Source organism: Cellulomonas fimi, from assembly GCF_028583725.1.
Taxonomy (GTDB): domain Bacteria; phylum Actinomycetota; class Actinomycetes; order Actinomycetales; family Cellulomonadaceae; genus Cellulomonas; species Cellulomonas fimi_B.
The window spans coordinates 127,258-144,327 of the sequence record NZ_CP110680.1; the positions used below are offsets into that span (position 1 = coordinate 127,258).

General features: G+C 74.3%; 16 protein-coding genes. 13 read left to right on the forward strand and 3 right to left on the reverse strand.

The features are described 5' to 3' along the window. The first annotated feature begins 11 nt into the window (after nucleotides 1–11). Entirely contained in the window at nucleotides 12–686 is a 675-nt protein-coding gene (locus OOT42_RS00560) for a class II aldolase/adducin family protein (protein WP_273653036.1), read from the forward strand. Between the two features lie 41 nt (nucleotides 687–727). On the opposite strand, the gene OOT42_RS00565 is transcribed toward OOT42_RS00560, so the two are convergent. Next, on the reverse strand, nucleotides 728–1,444 hold the full coding sequence (locus tag OOT42_RS00565) for a GTP pyrophosphokinase (RefSeq protein WP_273654893.1): 717 nt from the start codon (nucleotides 1,442–1,444) through the stop codon (nucleotides 728–730). A 159-nt stretch (nucleotides 1,445–1,603) separates the two neighbouring features. Next, on the reverse strand, nucleotides 1,604–2,623 hold the full coding sequence (locus tag OOT42_RS00570; protein ID WP_273653037.1) for an SMP-30/gluconolactonase/LRE family protein: 1,020 nt from the start codon (nucleotides 2,621–2,623) through the stop codon (nucleotides 1,604–1,606). 164 nt (nucleotides 2,624–2,787) lie between these two features. Here OOT42_RS00570 and OOT42_RS00575 point away from each other — a divergent pair, with 164 nt between their 5' ends. After that, nucleotides 2,788–3,246 (forward strand): GatB/YqeY domain-containing protein, encoded by a 459-nt coding sequence (locus tag OOT42_RS00575; protein ID WP_273653038.1) that lies wholly within the window; start codon nucleotides 2,788–2,790, stop codon nucleotides 3,244–3,246. A gap of 76 nt (nucleotides 3,247–3,322) precedes the next feature. Here the strand turns inward: OOT42_RS00575 and OOT42_RS00580 are convergent, their stop codons facing one another. Then, nucleotides 3,323–3,490 (reverse strand): hypothetical protein, encoded by a 168-nt coding sequence (locus tag OOT42_RS00580; protein WP_273653039.1) that lies wholly within the window; start codon nucleotides 3,488–3,490, stop codon nucleotides 3,323–3,325. A gap of 282 nt (nucleotides 3,491–3,772) precedes the next feature. Between OOT42_RS00580 and OOT42_RS00585 the strand changes: the two genes are divergently transcribed. The 11 genes from OOT42_RS00585 to OOT42_RS00635 all read left to right on the forward strand — a co-directional run bounded on the left by OOT42_RS00585 (nucleotide 3,773) and on the right by OOT42_RS00635 (nucleotide 16,812). Beyond that, nucleotides 3,773–7,909, forward strand: coding sequence for a CHAT domain-containing protein (locus OOT42_RS00585; protein WP_273653040.1), 4,137 nt, complete (start codon nucleotides 3,773–3,775; stop codon nucleotides 7,907–7,909). Between the two features lie 334 nt (nucleotides 7,910–8,243). Further along, entirely contained in the window at nucleotides 8,244–9,008 is a 765-nt protein-coding gene (gene map, locus OOT42_RS00590; protein WP_273653041.1) for a type I methionyl aminopeptidase, read from the forward strand. Nucleotides 9,009–9,269: 261 nt separating this feature from the next. Next, nucleotides 9,270–9,596, forward strand: a complete 327-nt coding sequence (locus tag OOT42_RS00595; RefSeq protein ID WP_200829780.1) for a hypothetical protein — start codon at nucleotides 9,270–9,272, stop codon at nucleotides 9,594–9,596. 11 nt (nucleotides 9,597–9,607) lie between these two features. Beyond that, nucleotides 9,608–9,922, forward strand: coding sequence for a pore-forming ESAT-6 family protein (locus OOT42_RS00600; protein WP_162353470.1), 315 nt, complete (start codon nucleotides 9,608–9,610; stop codon nucleotides 9,920–9,922). A 4-nt stretch (nucleotides 9,923–9,926) separates the two neighbouring features. Next, on the forward strand, nucleotides 9,927–10,274 hold the full coding sequence (locus OOT42_RS00605) for a DUF6507 family protein (RefSeq protein ID WP_273653042.1): 348 nt from the start codon (nucleotides 9,927–9,929) through the stop codon (nucleotides 10,272–10,274). Continuing rightward, nucleotides 10,271–13,009, forward strand: coding sequence for a hypothetical protein (locus OOT42_RS00610; RefSeq protein WP_273653043.1), 2,739 nt, complete (start codon nucleotides 10,271–10,273; stop codon nucleotides 13,007–13,009). The genes OOT42_RS00605 and OOT42_RS00610 overlap by 4 nt, the downstream gene beginning before the upstream one ends. Further along, entirely contained in the window at nucleotides 13,006–13,386 is a 381-nt protein-coding gene (locus OOT42_RS00615) for a hypothetical protein (RefSeq protein ID WP_273653044.1), read from the forward strand. Before OOT42_RS00610 ends, OOT42_RS00615 begins: the two co-directional genes overlap by 4 nt. A 37-nt stretch (nucleotides 13,387–13,423) precedes the next feature. After that, nucleotides 13,424–13,798: a hypothetical protein gene (locus tag OOT42_RS00620; RefSeq protein ID WP_273653045.1), complete on the forward strand. Its 375-nt coding sequence runs from the start codon at nucleotides 13,424–13,426 to the stop codon at nucleotides 13,796–13,798. A gap of 98 nt (nucleotides 13,799–13,896) precedes the next feature. Further along, nucleotides 13,897–14,340 carry a hypothetical protein gene (locus OOT42_RS00625; protein WP_273653046.1) on the forward strand — a complete coding sequence of 148 codons (444 nt, stop codon included), beginning with the start codon at nucleotides 13,897–13,899 and terminating at the stop codon, nucleotides 14,338–14,340. After that, complete coding sequence (locus OOT42_RS00630; protein ID WP_273653047.1) at nucleotides 14,337–15,794, forward strand: hypothetical protein; 1,458 nt, start codon at nucleotides 14,337–14,339, stop codon at nucleotides 15,792–15,794. The genes OOT42_RS00625 and OOT42_RS00630 overlap by 4 nt, the downstream gene beginning before the upstream one ends. 118 nt (nucleotides 15,795–15,912) lie before the next feature. Beyond that, nucleotides 15,913–16,812, forward strand: a complete 900-nt coding sequence (locus OOT42_RS00635; protein WP_423776025.1) for a hypothetical protein — start codon at nucleotides 15,913–15,915, stop codon at nucleotides 16,810–16,812. Nucleotides 16,813–17,070: the final 258 nt, after the last annotated feature.

The window sequence follows — 17,070 nt, forward strand, 5'->3', positions numbered from 1 at the left end:
AGGGCGAGACGATGACCGGCACCGGCACGGGGACGCGGTCACGCGCCAGCCAGGCGCTGCGCGAGGAGATCCTGTACTACTGCCGCGAGTCCGTGCGGACGGGCCTCAACTTCAACACCCAGGGCAACATCAGCGTCCGCGTGCACGGCGACGACGGCTTCGAGGGCGTCGTCATCACGCCGTCCGACGTCCGCTACGACGCGATGCACCCCGACGACATGCTCGTCGTCGACCTCGACGGCACCGTGGTCGAGGGCGACCTGCTGCCGTCGACCGAGCTGCCCGTGCACCTGGCGCACTACCGCCGCCGCCCCGACGTCCAGGCGATCGTGCACACCGAGTCGACGTTCGTGAACGTCCTCGGCGCGCTCGGCCGGACGATCGACCCCGTCCTGCTCAACATGGTCCTGTACGCCAAGGGCCCGGTCCCCGTCATGCCGTTCGAGTTCTCGACGTGCGCCGCCTTCGGGGAGCGCAGCGCCGACCTCATGGGCGACGACGTCAACGCGGTCGTCTGGGCCAACCACGGCCTGCTCGCCGTCGGCGTCTCGCTCAAGCTCGCGTTCAAGGTCGCCGTCGCGGTCGAGGAGAACGCCGAGGTGCTGTTCCACGCGAGCCGCGTCGGCACCCCCCACGTCCTCGCGTACGACCGCATCGACGTCCCCGAGGGCACGCGCCTGCCCTGACGCGTCGGGCACGGCCGGGGCGAGGTGCCGGCGAGGACGCGTCAGCCGTCGAACCGCGGCCGGTCCGCCTCCGCCGCCTCGGCCGTGCGCCAGAACCCGCGCAGCAACGCCTCCTCCGGGCTGAGCGGGTCGACGTCCGCCGTGCCCGGGTCGCCGTCGTCCGCGAGGGCCTTGACCTCGTCGTGGATCCGCTCCATCGACGCGTCCAGGGTCGACGCGACCTCGGCGGCGAGCCGCAACGAGTCGAGCAGGTGCGGCGGGACCTGCCGGTGGTACTTGTAGAAGATCTTGTGCTCCAGGCTCGCCCAGAAGTCCATGGCGATCGTGCGCAGCTGCACCTCGACGATCACGTCCTCGACCCGGTCGGACAGGAAGACGGGCACCTGCAGGATCAGGTGCAGCGACTTGTAGCCGTTGGGCTTCGGGTGGGCGATGTAGTCGCGCTCCTCCAGCAGCGTGAGGTCGGCCTGCCCGACGAGCATGTCGCGCACGCGGTAGATGTCGGACACGAACGAGCAGGTCACACGCACGCCCGCGACGTCGAACATCTGCTCGCGGATCGCGTCGGGCGTCAGCGGGATGCCCTTGCGGCGGCACTTCGCGAGGATCGACTCGAACGACTTCAGGCGCGACCCGACGTGCTCGACGGGGTTGTAGTCGCGCATGTGCCTGAAGTCCTCGCGCAGGATCGAGAGCTTCGTCATGACCTCGTCGATCCCGAACTTGTACGTGAGCACGAGCCGGCGCAGGTCCGTCATGAGCGCGCGGACCTCGGCGGCGTCGGGGACGGGACGGTCTGGGTCGACGGGGAGGATCTCGGTCACGCGTTCCACCGTACGTCGGTGCGTCGAGGGCCCCGCCGGGCCGGAGGTCCGGGGTCCGCCAGGGTCGGCGACGCGGCGACGCCCGCCCCGCGACTACGGGACCGGCACGCGCGACACCGTGAACGGCCCGGGCGCCTCGCCCGCGGCGCGCTCGCCGAACTGGCTGTTCACGACGAGGAGCGACCTCCCGACGAGCGCCGCGGTCGTGGGGTCGTCGAACGACGGGTCGGTGGTGCGGCCGACGACGGTCCCGGACCGCAGCGACCGGTCGAGGTCGACGCGCACGACGTACCCGACGTCGCCCTGCCGCTCGACGGCCCACAGCGTGCGGTGCCGCAGCACGAGCCCGTCGCCCGCGACCGTCTCCCCGCCCAGGTCGATCGCCGCCACCGAGCGGTCCCGCAGGCCGACCCGGAACAGCGTCGCGGTGTTCGACTGCGCGAGCACCGCCGTGCGCCCGTCCTGCGAGATCGCGATCCCGTTGACGTTGAACCCCGGCTGGTACTGCAGGGCGGTCCCGGTGAGGTCGAGGAACACCGGCAGCGTCCGCTCGGCGGCCGTGGCGCGCAGGTCGCGCGCGTCGATCCGGTAGAGGAACGGCCGCTGCGAGTCCGTCGCGTACACGTCGCCCCGCGGGCTGATCGCGACGTCGTTGACGAACGTCGGCGCACCGGTCGGCGCGACCAGCCACGACCCCACGAGCGCGCGCGTCCGGACGTCGTACGCGAAGACGCGTCCCGTCGCGCCGCCCGCGACGACGAGCGTGCGTCCGTCGGTCTTCATCCCGACCGCGGACGTGCGCCCGTCGGCCCCGCCGAGCAGGAACGGCGTCGCCGCCGGCTCGTCGAGGTCGCCGCGGTAGACGGTGCCGTCAGTCGTGCTGCCCACGTAGAAGTCGTCGCCGTGCACCGCGACGCCCTCGGGGAACACGTCGTCGGCCGCCGGGCCGGTCGGGTCCAGGAGGTAGCTCGTCGGGCGGTCGTGCCCGTGCCCGCCGCCGGGACCGTGGCCACCGCCACCTCCGTGCGCGCCCGCGGCGGCCGGGGCGGCGACGACCAGGGCCGCGGCGAGCAGCGCTGCGGCGAGACGTCGGGTGGTGCGTCGGACGGTCATGGCGGTCCCCCTCGTCGACGGTTCGACGGCGACCGTGCGCGGTGGGCGCGGCGTGCGTCGTCGCGCGCGGAGCCTCCGCGAGGCTAGGTCGCGCGGCCCGCGCCCGCATCCCGGGGCGGCGAATCGGATCGCGTCGCCACCGTCGGCCGCGCGAGGATGGCGGCATGAGCACCCCGACCCTCGACCGTCTGACCGCCGACCTCACGACCGCCATGAAGGCCCGGGACACGTTCCGGACCGGCACGCTCCGCCAGCTCGTCGGCGCCGTGCGCGCCGAGGCCAAGGCCGGTCCCGTCGAGAAGGACCTCACCGAGGACGACGTGCTGCGCGTGCTGGCCCGCGAGGTGAAGAAGCGTCGCGAGAGCGCGGAGATCTACACGACGGCCGGCGCCGACGAGCGGGCGGCGAACGAGAACGCCGAGGCGGACGTCGTCGAGGAGTACCTCCCGCAGCAGCTGTCCGACGACGACCTCGCGGCTCTGGTGCGCGACGTCGTCGCCGAGACCGGGGCCAGCAGCATGCGCGACATGGGTGCCGTCATGAAGGAGGCGACGGCCCGCGCCGGGCTGAGCGCCGACGGCAAGAAGCTGTCCACCCTGGTCCGCGCGGCGCTCGCGGGCTGACGGGACACCGAAGGCCCGGCCGCGGAGGGTTCCCCCTCGCGGCCGGGCCTTCGTCGTGCTCGCCGGTGTCCCCGGCTCAGTCCTCGGTCCGCTCCGGTGACGTGTTGAGCCCGCGCTGCATGGGCGTCGCGCGCCCGCCGACGAGGATCGTGCGGTCCTCGGACAGGAACGGGTTCGGGTCCGTGAACGCGTGCGTCAGGTTCAGCGCGAACCCGCGCGGTGCGACGTTGTCGTGCTCGTCCATGTCGTCCTCCTGCGTGCCCTCTGCGAGACGTACCTGGGCACTCGTCCAGTCTTCACGTGCGCCCGGCACCATACCGGGACCATCGACCGGCCCGTGGCTCGTCTGAGGGGAAGGAGACGTTCCCGACGTCCTGGATACCGGGCGAAATCGGGACAGAATCCCCCATCGGCGGTGGTCCGGGCCGTACGCTCGCTGCGTCGTGCGACACCGGGGGACGGCGGTCCACGACGCCGCGACCGCGTCGTCGGCGCTCGCGGCAGGGGCTGCGGCTGGGGGCACGCGATGACGACGAGCCTGGACGACCCGCCGGCGGGCGCACCGCCGGGGACCGACCGCGCCGTGGTCGACGTGGACGTCCGCATCGTCCCCGACGGCGACGCGTACCGGTCGGTCGTGTCCTGCGACGACTACGGCACGTCGAGCACGCGCCCGTTCGCCCCGCCCGTGCCGGCCGCCGACCTCGCCGCGTTCGCCGACGCGCTCGCCGACGCACGGCGGCGCACGCGTCCCGACGCCGACGCCGCCCGGGCGCTCGCGGAGCGCACGGAGTCGCTGGGCCGTGCCCTGTTCGACGCGGTGTTCGCTGCCGACGCGCGCGACCTGCTGGTCACGGCGCGCGACCGTGCGGGCCGCGACGGCGGGGCCGTCCGGGTCCGGCTCCAGCTCGACGACGCGCCCGACGTCGCCGCGCTGCCGTGGGAGCTGCTGCTCCACGGCTCGACGTACCTGGTGCACACGGACGGCGTCTTCGTCGTGCGGTACCCCGACGCCTCCACGCCCGTCGACCCCGCGCCGCTGGAGGGGACGCTGCGCGTGCTCGTCGTCGCCGCGTCGCCCAGCGACCTCCCGCCGCTCGACGTCGACCGGGAGGTCGAGGCGCTGCGCGAGGCGCTCGCCCCGCTCGGGGACCGCGTGGAGCTGCACCGGCTCGAGCCGCCGACCCTCGACGCGCTGCGGCGCACGCTCGACGACCGGTGGCACGTGCTGCACGTCGTCGGGCACGGCGGTGCGGACGCGCGCGGAGGAGTCCTGGCCCTCACGGCCGACGACGGCACCGCGGACGTGCTCGACGCCGCGACGCTCGCCGACCACCTGCTCGCCGCGCCGCGGCTGCGGGTCGCCGTGCTCAACGGGTGCAGCACGGGTGAGGTCAGCACCCAGGAGCCCAAGGCCGGGTCGGCGCACCAGCTCGTCCGCGCGGGCGTGCCCGTCGCCGTCGCGATGCAGTACCCCGTGACGGACCGGTCCGCGCACGCCGCGGCGTCGGCCCTCTACGAGCGGCTGGCCGCGGGCGCGCTCGTCGAGCAGGCCGTCACCGCCGCCCGGCGCGCGCTGCTGCGCGGACCCGAGTGGGTCACGCCCGTCCTGTACACGCGCACGTCGCCGCGCGTGTTCGTGCCGTCGACGGTGACGCCCGACGCGCCCGCCGTCGTCGTCGCGCCGCGCGACCGCGTGCCTGCCGGGGTGGTCCCCGACGTGCTGCAGCCGCGCTGGTGGGCCGTGCGGGAGGTCGCCGCGTGGATGGACAGCCCGTCGACGGCGCTCCTGCTCACGGGCGACGTCGGGTCGGGCACGTCGGTGCTCGCCGCGTGGCTGGCCGGTGCAGGGACGACGCCGGACGAGCCCGACGCCCCCGTCGCGCTGCTCGAGTCCGTGCGCGACCGGTGGGACGCCGTGCACGTCAGCCCGCCGGGCGGGAGCGGCGCGCCCGTCGACACGCGGTCCGTCGTCCGGTCCCTCGCCGAGCAGCTCGCGACGACGGTCCCCGGCTGGAAGCGCGGGCGCGCGGACGCGGCAGGGCCCTACGGCCTCGCGCACCTGCCGCCCGAGGAGCTGTTCGCGGTCCTCGTCGGGCAGCCGTTGCGCGGCGCGCTCGAGGCCGCACCGGGCACCCGGGTGCACGTGCTGGTCGACGGCCTCGACCACGAGGCCCTCGACCCGGTGCTGCGGGTCGCCGCCGTCCCGGGCGTCCGGGTCCTCGTCGCGGGCACCGACCCCGCCGTCGCGACCGCGCTCGACGCGCTGGGCGCCGCCCGCGTCGACCTCGGCAGCCCGCACCGGCGCGCGCTCGTCGACGCCGACCTCACGGGCTACCTGCGGCGCCGCCTCGCGGGCACCGCGCGCGGCGACGACGAGATCTCCGCGCTCGTCGCGCGGGCCGCCGGGAACTTCCTCCTCGCGCGGAACGCCGCCGACGAGGCGCTCGCGCGACCCGACGTCGCCCTCGCCGACCTCGTGCTCCCGCGCGACGTGGACGCGTCGTCCGAGCACCACCTGCGCACGACGCTCGAGCGGTCGTTCGGCCCGGCGTGGCGGGACCAGTGGGCCACCACGATCGAGCCGCTGCTCGGCCATCTCGCGGTCGCGCGCGGACCCGTGCCGCTGCCGGCCCTCGTGCGCTGGCTCGGCTCGACGCTGCCGCGCGTCGCGGCCCTCGTCGACGGTCTCGGCGACCTGGTCGTGACCGACGCCGACGGCTGCCGGCTCGCGCACTCGTCGCTCGTCGCGACGCTGCGCGCGCCCACCGTCGCGTCGGGCGGGCCGAACCTGCTGCGGGTCGACGAGGCCGCCGCGCACCGCCGGGTCGTCGACGGCGCCGTGGCGCTCACCGGGACGGACCTCGCGCACCCCGACGACGTGGGCGCCGCGTACTCCCTGGTCCACGCGCCCGGGCACCTGCGCGAGCTGCCGGCCGAGGACGACGTCCCGGCCACGCCCGACGCCGGGCGGGACCCCCGACGGGCGGGGCCGAGCAGGCGCCAGGCGCTCGACGACCGCGCCCTCGACCCCGCGTGGGTCGACGCCCTCACCGCGACGGTGCACGACCCGCTGCTGCTCGGGCTGCCCTACCGCGACCTCGTCGCGCTGCACCTGCGGGCGCACGACACCGCCGCGGTGGAGCGCGTCGTCCGGTTCCTCGGGGCCTCCGACGTCCCCCTCCTGCGCGGGGCGGTGTTCGACGTCCTCGCCACCTACGCGGAGCGGGCGCCCGCCGACGCGACCGGCCTCCTCGTCCGGCTCGCCGTGCACGCCGCCCCGGAGCTCCAGCGCATCGCCCTGCACGCGACGTGCCTCCTGCCCGCCGCCGCGCAGGCCGACGTGTACGCGGGCGTCGTCACGCACCCGGACAGCACCGACGCGCACGCCGTGGCCGCCGCGTTCGCGCTGTACTCCAACGGCACGTCGGACCCCCAGCGCCTCATCGGTGACGTCCTCGACACGGTCGTGGGGCGCCTGCGCGTCTTCCCGCCCCGACGCGGCACCTGGCCGCTCGTGACCTTCTTCTCGCAGGTGACGGTGACGAACTACGTCAACGGCTGCGCGGACTCCGAGGTCGTCGACGCGACGAGCAGGCTGTGGCGGCACGTGCTGGTCGACCGGATCGGCGTGCTGCGCCCGTGGGGGCCGATCGTGCAGCGGCTCGTCGTCGAGCGCGGGGTGGCACGGCGCATCGCCCGCCGCGTGCTGCTGCTGTTCACCCCGCCCGGGCAGCCTGACGGTCCCGTCGAGCTCGGTGGGCACCGCGCCGAGGCGCCCGCGGCCCGACGCGTCCTCGCGGGCCTGGACCCCGAGGCGGACGTCGCCGCGCTCTCGGACGACCTCCGCGCGCTGCTCGCGTCCGAGACGACGATGTTCCGCGTCCTCGCCGCGCTGGTCGTCGCGGTGCACGGCCTCGCCGACCCCGCCGGGACCGACGCGCTCGTCGACACCCTCGCGGCCGGCGCCGACGCCCGGACCCTGCGCGCGCTGCTCGTCGCGCACGCCGTCGTCGCCCCCGACGAGACGCCCGCGTCGTGGGTGCCCCGCCTCGAACGCCTGACGCGGCTCGTCACCGCCGGCCCGCACGACGAGCACGCCGCCGCCGGACCCCTCGGTGGCCGGCACCTCGCGTTCGTGCCGCTCGGTCTCGCGTGCGCCGCGACCGCAGCCCCGCTGGACGTCCTCGACGAGTGGCTGCGCCCCGACGCCGACCCGGGCTGGCGGTTCTGCTGCCTGCGGGGTCTCGGCGCCGTCGGGCTCTACCACCCGGACGCGGTGCTCGGGACGTTCGAGCGGCTCGACCGCGCGGGCGTCCTGCCGCTCGACGCCGCCGTCCCCGCGCTCGCCCTCATGGCCGGCCTGCACCCCATGCGCACGCGCACGTGGCTGCTGCGCGCCGGCCGCCGTGACGTCCTCGACGCGGTGTTCGGCGCCGCCGACCCCGCCGACAGCCGCGAGCACCTCGAGCTCCTCGGCATGTACAACGCCGCGGTGCACGCGAGCGTGACGTCGTCCCGCGTGCGCGACCGGCTGGTCGCGGAGATCTTCGCCGCGTTCCTCGACTGCCGGACCGGGCGCGAGTGGTCCCGGCGGTTCGGCGCCGCCGGGGTGCGCGTCCTGCGCGAGGACGACTGGACGCTCGCAGCCTGGACGTCGTGAGGTCCGCTTCGCGGGCGGCGAAAAGAGTTGGCGCGTGTGCGGACGCGACGTAGCGTCGACAGCACACGGGAAGGAGGTGGTCCGGAACATGAAGCATTCCAGGACGCGTGAGGTGACTGTCCGCTAGTCGCCCGACAGCTCGGGACGGACTGCACGTCCGCCCGTTGCTCCCCGCCGGTCACGGCGAGGGGCGGCGAGCGAATCCCGGCAGTCACCGCAGCCCGTGGGAGCCGCGACCTCGTCCGCCGCGGCAGGACCGTCCAGGTCCGGCCCACGGGCTGTCCCGTGCCCGCCCGCGGTCGGTGGGCCTGCGGCGACGTGACAAGGTGGTTCCGTGGCCCTCAAGAACCCCGCCCAGATCGAGGCGATGCGTCCCGCCGGCCGGTTCGTCGCCGGAGTCCTGCAGTCCCTGCGCGACGTCGCGCGGCCCGGCATGACGCTCCTCGACCTCGACGCGCACGCGCACCGCATGATCGACGACGCCGGCGCGCACTCCGTCTACCTGGGCTACCACCCGTCGTTCGGCGCGATCCCGTACCCCGGCGTGCTGTGCACGTCGGTCAACGACGCCGCCCTGCACGGGCTGCCGTCGGCGCAGGTGCTCGAGGACGGCGACGTGCTGAGCATCGACTTCGCCGCGCAGGTGCAGGGCTGGGTGTGCGACTCCGCGCTCACGTTCCAGCTCGGCACGCAGACGCCCGAGGCGCAGCGGCTCATCGAGACGACCGAGCGGGCGCTCGACGCGGGCATCGCGGCCGCGCGGGTCGGTGCGCGCATGGGTGACGTGTCCGCGGCGATCGGCCGGATCGGGCGCGACGCCGGCTACGGGATCAACGCCGACTTCGGCGGCCACGGCGTCGGGCGGACCATGCACGAGGAGCCGCACGTCGCGAACCTCGGGCGGCCCGGGACGGGCGTCCGGCTGAAGGCGGGGCTCGTGGTGGCGATCGAGCCGTGGTTCATGGCGGGCGGCGACGACTACGTGATCGACGACGACGGCTGGACGATCCGTACGGCCGACGGGTCGCTCGCCGCGCACGCCGAGCACACGGTGGCGCTGACGCCCGAGGGCACGGTCGTCCTGACCGCGCGCGACTGACGCGGGGGCGCCGGGTTCGCCGGCCGGTACCCGTGACCGGTGCGGGTGAATCGGGCGGCCCCGGGCTGCGTCGTGTCGGTGGCCCGTGCTAATCAGGTGCATGAGGCACTCGTCGCCACACGTGCCCGAGGCACCCGTACGTGTGGTTCTCGGCCGTTCCTGTGGACGAGGGGAGCGCGGACCCGTCCGGTTCCTGGCAGGATGCTCGGGTCGTCCCGCCCTGGGGCGCCGAACCGCAAGGGGGTTGATGTGAAGTTCGCGATGGGATCCGACGTCCTCTCGACGCTGACGAAGAAGACGTCGTCGTCGAACGAGGACCTCGGTGCGCTGGTGCGTCAGCTGGCGGCGGCGGCCGAGCCGCTGCAGGGCAAGTTCAACGGCGCCGGTCGTGCGGCGTTCGACAAGTTCAAGGGCGAGACGGACCGCATCGCGGTCGACCTCAACGGCGCCCTCGCCTCGGTGCTCCAGGGCATCGGCGGCATGGACCGGTCGTTCGGCGAGGGCGACCTGCAGATGGCCGACGAGACGCAGGCCGCGCAGGGCGGGTCCGCCTTCGACGCGGCGCGGTTCGGTTCGGCGAAGGGCTGAGGGGGAGAACGATGAGCGGCAACAGCATCGACCGTCGGGACTTCGACCTGGGCGCATCCACGACCGCGCAGGAGAACTTCAACGCCGTCGCGCAGCGCCTCGAGGCCCTGATCGACGCGCGCGACCGCGACGTCAAGACGGCCATGGCCGACTACCAGGCGTCGGGCGTCTCGGAGGAGTACGCCGCCAAGGAGGCGCGCTGGAACCGCGTCGCCGGCGAGGTCCGCACCATCATCCGCACGCTCCGCGGCGCGCTCGAGAAGAACGACGCCACGGCGCAGGACACGCTGAAGAAGGCCAAGGCGGCCGTCGACGCGATCGGCTGACGCCGTGACGAGGTGGCACATCGAGCCGGCGGGGGTCCAGGAGGTCCTCACCAAGGTCGGGAACGTCGCGAGCCTGCTGTCGAGCGTCGTCCAGGCCATGCCGGCCAACGCCGAGTCCGCGGTGACCGCGGGGAACTCGCCGATCATCGGTGACGCGATCGCGGGCTTCTTCGAGCACCACAAGCCGACTCTCGAGTCGATCGGCAACCGCATCAACGCGTCCGTCGGGGGCGCCGCCGCGGCCACGCGGTGGTACCTCGAGGGGGACGAGACGATGGCAGCCCAGCAGCAGTCCGCCGCGGCGTCGTGCACCGGCGCGAACGCCCCGACCTTCCAGGTGCCGACTCCGTGACCGACCAGTGCTACGCCTCGGGCATCAACCCGTACGCCATCCCCGGCGCCGACCTCGACCCGGACGGCGTGATCGCTGCGGCGAACGCGCTGTCGGGTCAGGGCGCGTCCGTGCGCCAGCACGGCGCCGACGCGCTGAACGGCTGGCGCGGGCTGTCCGGCTACTACGAGGCGCCCGAGGCGAGCACGCTGTTCGTCGTCATGGACCCGGTCGAGGCGAAGTCGCGCCAGTTCGGCGACGACGTCGAGAAGGTCGCGACGGCGCTCAAGACGTACGCGGAGGCGATCCGTCCCATCAAGGCGTCGCTGGCCACGATCAAGAGCGACGCGTACGCGTTCCGCAGCAAGATCGCGTCGAACGCCGAGTGGGAGTACGACCAGGACCTGGTCGATGAGAACACCGCGCTCGTGTCCCGCGTCAACGCCGAGCAGGTCAAGCTCTGGGAGGCCGAGCGCACCTGCGCCAACGCCATCCGCGCGCTGTACGGCGCCGAGCCGTGGCACGCGATGACGGGCGAGGACGACCCGCTCGGCTACGGCCTGGACTCCCTGCCCACCGACGCGGCCATGCCGTGGGGGTCGGAGGTCGAGCGCAAGGACCACTGCCCGAAGTCCGCGGCCGTGCAGGTCAAGCGGTTCGTGTGGGACGGCGTCGTCGTCGACGGCCTGTGGGGCACCGTCGTGGGTCTCGGCCAGCTCGTCGGCATCAAGGACTGGTCCTGGTCGTGGGACACGATGAAGACCACGTGGGTCGGCATGGGCGGTCTCATCGGCTACGCCGACGGCGAGTGGTCCTGGGGCAACGCGGGCAACGCGTGGCTCGGCCTCGGCAAGGGCCTCATCGCGTGGGACACCTGGGAGGACGACCCCGGGCGCGCCGCGGGCGGTGCGATCTTCAACGTCGCCACGATCTTCATCCCCGCCGGTGCGGCGGTCTCCGGCTCGAAGGGCGCGGCCACGGCGGCCGGCGCCGCGGGCAAGGCCGCACGCGTGTCGTCGTGGCTCAGCAAGGGTGCGCGCGTCCTCGAGTTCGTCGACCCCATCTCGCTCGGCCTCAAGGGCGTCGGCGCGCTGCCCAGGCTCGGCGACCTGCTGACCAACATGAAGATGGTCGACGACCTCGGCAAGGCCATCGACATCGACGTCACCGACGTGAGCACGACGCTCGACGACGTGCCGACCAACCTCGGCGACGACCTCGGCTCGAACATCCCCGTCCGCGACCCCGACCGCGTCGACGTGGGCGACACCACGGGCGCCGACGTGCCCGAGCCCGTCAAGGTCCCCGAGCACCAGCTCGTCGGCACCGACGGCAACCCCGTGCACGACACGACCCCCGGCGGCACCGGCTCGGGCGCCGACGACCTGCTCGACGGCGGCACCACGCGTCCCCCGGGCAGCACCACGGGCGGCACCGACGCGCCGACCGGCGGCTCGCACGACCCGGCGACGCCGGGCGGCTCGGGCACCGGGACCGGCGGCGCCGGCCACGGTGGCTCGGGCTCCGGTGGCTCCGGCTCGCCGGTCGACCCGCCGACGAACCCCGTCGACCCGCCGAAGACGCCGGCGGACCCGCCGACGGGTGGCACGCCGGGACACGTCGACCCGCCGACGAACCCCGTCGACCCGCCGACGAACCCCGTCGACCCGCCCACGACGCCGGTCGACCCCGCCACGGGTGGCGCACCGCACGCTCCGACGACCCCTGTCGACCCGGCGACCGGCGGTGCTCCGCACGACCCGGCGACGCCCGTCGACCCCGCGACCGGCGGCGGCTCGACGCCGCCGCCCGCGTCGGGTCCGACCGGCCCGGGCAGCTCGCCGCACGGTCCCGAGCTCAAGTTCACGGAGGTGCTCGAGCAGGCTCTGCTCGACAACGGGCTGAACAGGACGAAGTTCCGGGAGCTTCTCCAGACGAGACTCGAAGACCTGACTCCGAAGCAGGCGGCGGCCCTGATCGACATCCGCGACCGCATGCCGCAGGTGTACGAGGACACGCTGCTCCAAAAGGTGATCACGCCTCACCAGGCCCTCAAGATCGTGGGTGGCGAGGCCGCGCGGTTCTTCGACCCCGACCACCTCGCGACGATTCGCGCGGGCGGTCCGGCGGATCTCGACGACCTGGGCGGATTCGTCTCGCGGCTCATCGACGTCGACGGTGCGCTACCGGCGCAGCTCTACCACCAGCTGGGACTCAACTACCCCAACAGTCCCTTCACACTGCCTCCGGGCGCGCCGTACTCGCTCGCCGACGACTCGGCCTTCACGGTGCGGTACATGGCGGGTGACGCCGTCGACGTCGACTGGACGCCGGGCACCGGGACGTCGTCTCTTCCCGACTACGTCTATCCCGGGATCCCGGACGGGCCCCTCAAGGCGCTGACCTCCATGCCCGGTTCGATCCTCTCGATCACCGACGACCTGCAGCGCCGGACCGCGATGTACGACTGGATCAAGACGAACGATCCCGACTCGGCGTTCGCGGCGTCCCGCGCACTCGATGTCGATCCGGCCACCGGCGTTCCCCACACGGGCGGCGAGCGCAACCCCTTCCGCGGGAACGGGTGGAGCGGAGCGGCACAGGCGTACAGCCCTGAGCTCACGTACGGCCCCAAGTCGGTCAAGATCCCGACCGGCTCCGAGCTGTGGCGTGTCACGGCCGGTGGCACGAACGAGCTCGTGGCCGTGTTCGACGGCAAGAAGTGGCACGTCCAGCCACCTGCGGTCACGCCGTGAGGGCCGGCATGTATGTGGAGATCGACGGCGCCACCTACCGCGCGACCGGCAACGAGCTCCCCTTCCTGGTGTTCGCACCTGCGCAAGAGCCGCGACCTGACGGCTTCGCCGCCGAACCCGACGGAGGGTGGACTCGACTCGTGGACAAGAGCGAGTTCCAGCGCGCGTACGTCGTCCGGACGACCGCGCGATGGAGAGACTGGACCGTACGGGTCAACCGCGTGGAGGACGGGATCGCGCACTGGCGGTATTACGGAGACGGACTGCCGGCCGACGACTCGAGAGTCTCGCGGGTCGGCCTCTTCGAGTGGTTGGGGCGCACGCCCGTCGAGGAGCTCGACGACGTCGTCGAGACCGTCGATGAGATGGCTCTGTGACGCGCGCGCTCGGTCCGTGGATACCGTGAGGGCGGGGTTGTACGCAGAGCTCGACGGCGTCACCCATCGGGCCGAGGGATCGGACGCGCTCCCGGTGAACCTCGTCGCGCCCGCCGGTCAGGAGCCGCCCGACGGGTTCGCCGAGGACCGTCGTGGGCTGTGGATCAAGCGCGTCGAGGACCCGTCCGAGATCGACCGGCTCTACCGCGTCCGCACGACCGCACGCTGGTCGCGGTGGACCGTCGACGTGGACCGTGTCGAGGGTGACATGGCGTGGTGGTCGTACGACGGCGACGGCCTCCCGCTCGACGACCGCAGGATCCACCGCAGCGGCTGGAGCGAGTGGCAGGGCCACGTCCCCGTCGCCGAGCTCGAGGACCCCGTCGAGGTCGTCCACGAGCTCCTCGTGTGAGGCAGGCACCCTCGTCGTCCGCCCCGTGGTGAGGGCCGGTGTCGGGCCTGGACCGGTCGTAGCATCTCGAGCAGCACGGCTCGGCTGAGGTGGGATCGATGAGCGCTCGTGACGGCGGCAGGATCGCGGTGTTGGCGGGCGGCCACGCGGAGCTCGACGGCGTGGTGCACTCGACGACCAGCCTCCTCTCCGGCCCGCTGATCCAGCTGCTCGTCCACCGCGACGCGGAGGCGCCCGGTGGCTTCGAGCGGCGCGTGGACGGGACGTGGATGCGCGTGGTCGAGCGCACGTCGCTCACCCGGCTGTTCCGCGTGACGACGCACGCGACCTGGCGGGGGCACGAGGTGCGGGTCGAGCGCGTCCTCGGGCACGAGGCTCACCTGTGGAGCCAGACCTACCGCCCGCCGGACGACTCGCGCGTGGTGCTCGACCGGGACTCCTGGTCGGCGACCGTGCCCGTCGACGAGCTGAGCGACGTCGTGTCGACGACCGGGGAGCTGTCGGTGACGTGGCCCGTGCGGCCGGAGGGTCTCGCGTGGTGACGGGTCACGTGCGGGTCGGCTACTACGTGGTCGTCGACGGCGTCGAGTCCGCGTGCGAGGCGCCCTACTCGGCGCAGGTGCGGGCGTTGTCGACCCGGTGCGACGACGACCCCGACCGGACGGTCACGCGCTACGACCGGCTCGCGGTGGACCGGGTGTTCCACGTGGAGGCGTGGGGCCGGTGGCGGGGGGCGGACGCGACGCTGCAAACGATCCGGACGGACGGCGTGGTGGTCGCCGGCAGCGCGCCTGCGCCCGAGGGCGACGGGGTGCGACACCTGTCCGGCGGCCGGTGGCAGGCCGTGGTCGACCCGGCCGAGCTCACCGACGTGCGCGAACGCGAACGGGAGGTCCTCCGGTGCCGCCCGCGCTGGGTGCGCGGGACCGGGCCGGACGCGACGCGCGTCGGGACGTACGCCCTGGTCGGCGACGAGGTGCTGCCCTGCGGGGAGCCGCTGGAAGGGCTGCTGCCCGTCGGCTACGGGCTCACGGGCGACCCCGGCGACGGTCCGGCAACCGGGCTGAGCGGCGACCGGCTCGTCGCCCTCGCCGACGTCCGCGGTCTGGAGACGGTCACGACCACCGCGTCGTGGCAGGGACGGCGCGTCGGCGTCGCGGTCGTCGAGCGGGACACGGCGCTCGTGTCGCTCGAGGACGGGTCCACGGAGGTCGTGGCGCTCGACGAGCTCAGCCTGGTCGCGGAGGAGGTGCGGCCGGCACCGGTCCCCACCGCCCCGGTCCGCGCGGCACCGTCGACGGGGCCGGCACCGCGGCTGCCGGCGGGAGCCCGGCCGCCCGAGCTCGTCGCGTGGGTGAACGACGGCGGCGTCGGGCACCGCGAGCTGCGGGACCTCGTCGCGGGCGTCTACCGGAGCGCCGACGCCGACGGCATCGCGGTGCTCGTGCGCGAGCTGCCGCGGCTGCGCACCGCGGACCCCTCGGCGGACACCGCGTGCGGGTACCGGCGGCTGGACTGGACGCTGCGCGTGGCGACGGCCACCTGGATCGCTGCGGCCGGGTTGCACGACCTCGCGGCGGAGGTCCGGGACGCGGCGCGCGTCGTCGACGACGAGACCGCGGTGGCGCTGCTCGACCCCGTGAAGCGGGCGCTCGCGGCCCTGCACGAGCGCGTCGTCGAGACCAACCGGGGACCGGCGACCGAGTGGGACGAGCTGCAGTGGCGCGCCGCGCGCAAGGGTGGCCGGGCGGAGTCGCTCGTCGCCGTCTCGAAGACCGTGTGCCTGGTGCGGGCCGTCGGGCGCGGGGATGGCCGGTACGCGGGTGCGGCGGCCACGACGTGCGGACGAGCCTCCGAGGCGCGGACCGCTGCGGCGCGTGTGGTCGCACGCCGAGGGGTGGATCCCGGGCTCGACGTCGCGCGGTACCCGCTCGGTGACGCGTTCCGGCGGTCGGCGCTCGACCTCGTGCGGGCGGCGACGCGCCCGAGCGCCTGAGCCGGCGGTCGCGCAGGCGGGTGGGCCTGGGGATGGCGGGCGGCCGGGTCGCCCCGCGTGGGACATACTCGCCGGAGCGTCTGGACCCGAGTCGAAGGAGCAGTCTTTCGTGACCGTCATGCAGAAGGCCGTCACCCCGCAGATGAGCGCGGCGTACCTGGAGTCCGGGTACGACCGGGTCGCGGGGTTCGTCGTGCGGGCGGAGGACGTGGCGTGGGCGACGACGCCGGCGGCGGTCTTCGAGGCGCACGGGCTCGGTTTCCCGGGCGCGCCGTTCACGCCGGACATGGACCACGTGGACGTGCTGCGGTTCCCGGCCGGCCCGACCATGCGGTTCCTCAACGCGACGGGCGGCACGGACCAGCGGACGCGCGAGCTGACGGGCGGTCCGTTCGTCGACCGGCCGCCGTTCACCGGGCTCGGCTTCGTCGCCGTGGCCGATCACGTCGTGCCGCTGTCGTGGCTCGAGCACACGCGCGTCCCCGCGGGCTCGGAGCTGGTGCGGATCGGCCGGGACGGGTCGTCGACGGTGATCGGGCGCTACGTGGACGTCGGGCACGGCTGGACGTCGGACGTCGTGACCGTCGGGCCGCCGCGCGACCCGCGGATCTCGCGGCTCGTCGGGCACCTCGTCGAGTGGAACGGCGGGCACCTCTCCGCCGACGTGCTCGACGACCGCGCCGTGCTCGCGCTCGACGGCGAGCCGCGTGCGGAGCTGGGCTTCACGCGCACGGCGAACGGCCGGTGGCGGCGCGAGGTGCCGCTCTCGGAGCTCGGCGCGCGGTTCGAGCTGCACGTCAGCGGCCGGTGGAACGGGCTGGAGGTGCGGCTCGTGGACCAGTGGCCGCCGGAGAACGGCGGCACGGTGTCGCGGGCGTTCTACACGGGGCACAACGCCGACCTCGCGGAGGGGCTGCAGCTCGTGAAGGTCGACGCCGCCGCCTACGAGGTGGTCGTCCCGACCGAGAACGTCGTCGACGTCGTCGCCACGCAGCTGATCCCGCAGGCATGGTCCTGACGACCGCCGCCCGGCGTGGTCGCACATCGATGAGCGAGGCATCCATCGACGCTGACCTGGGCCGACGGGGTGGTCGTCGGCGGGTGGAGGGCTCCGCTGGTCGCCCGACCGCCCGAAACGTGCCAGGATCGGCGCTCGCAGAGCGGTTGCGGCACCTGGCTGTGACCCAGGTCCGACCGAGGGGGTGACGCGGGCCGTGGGCGACCCCGTCGTGGCCTGGTGCGGCGTCTGCGCGGCATCCCTTCCCGCCGGTGCGGC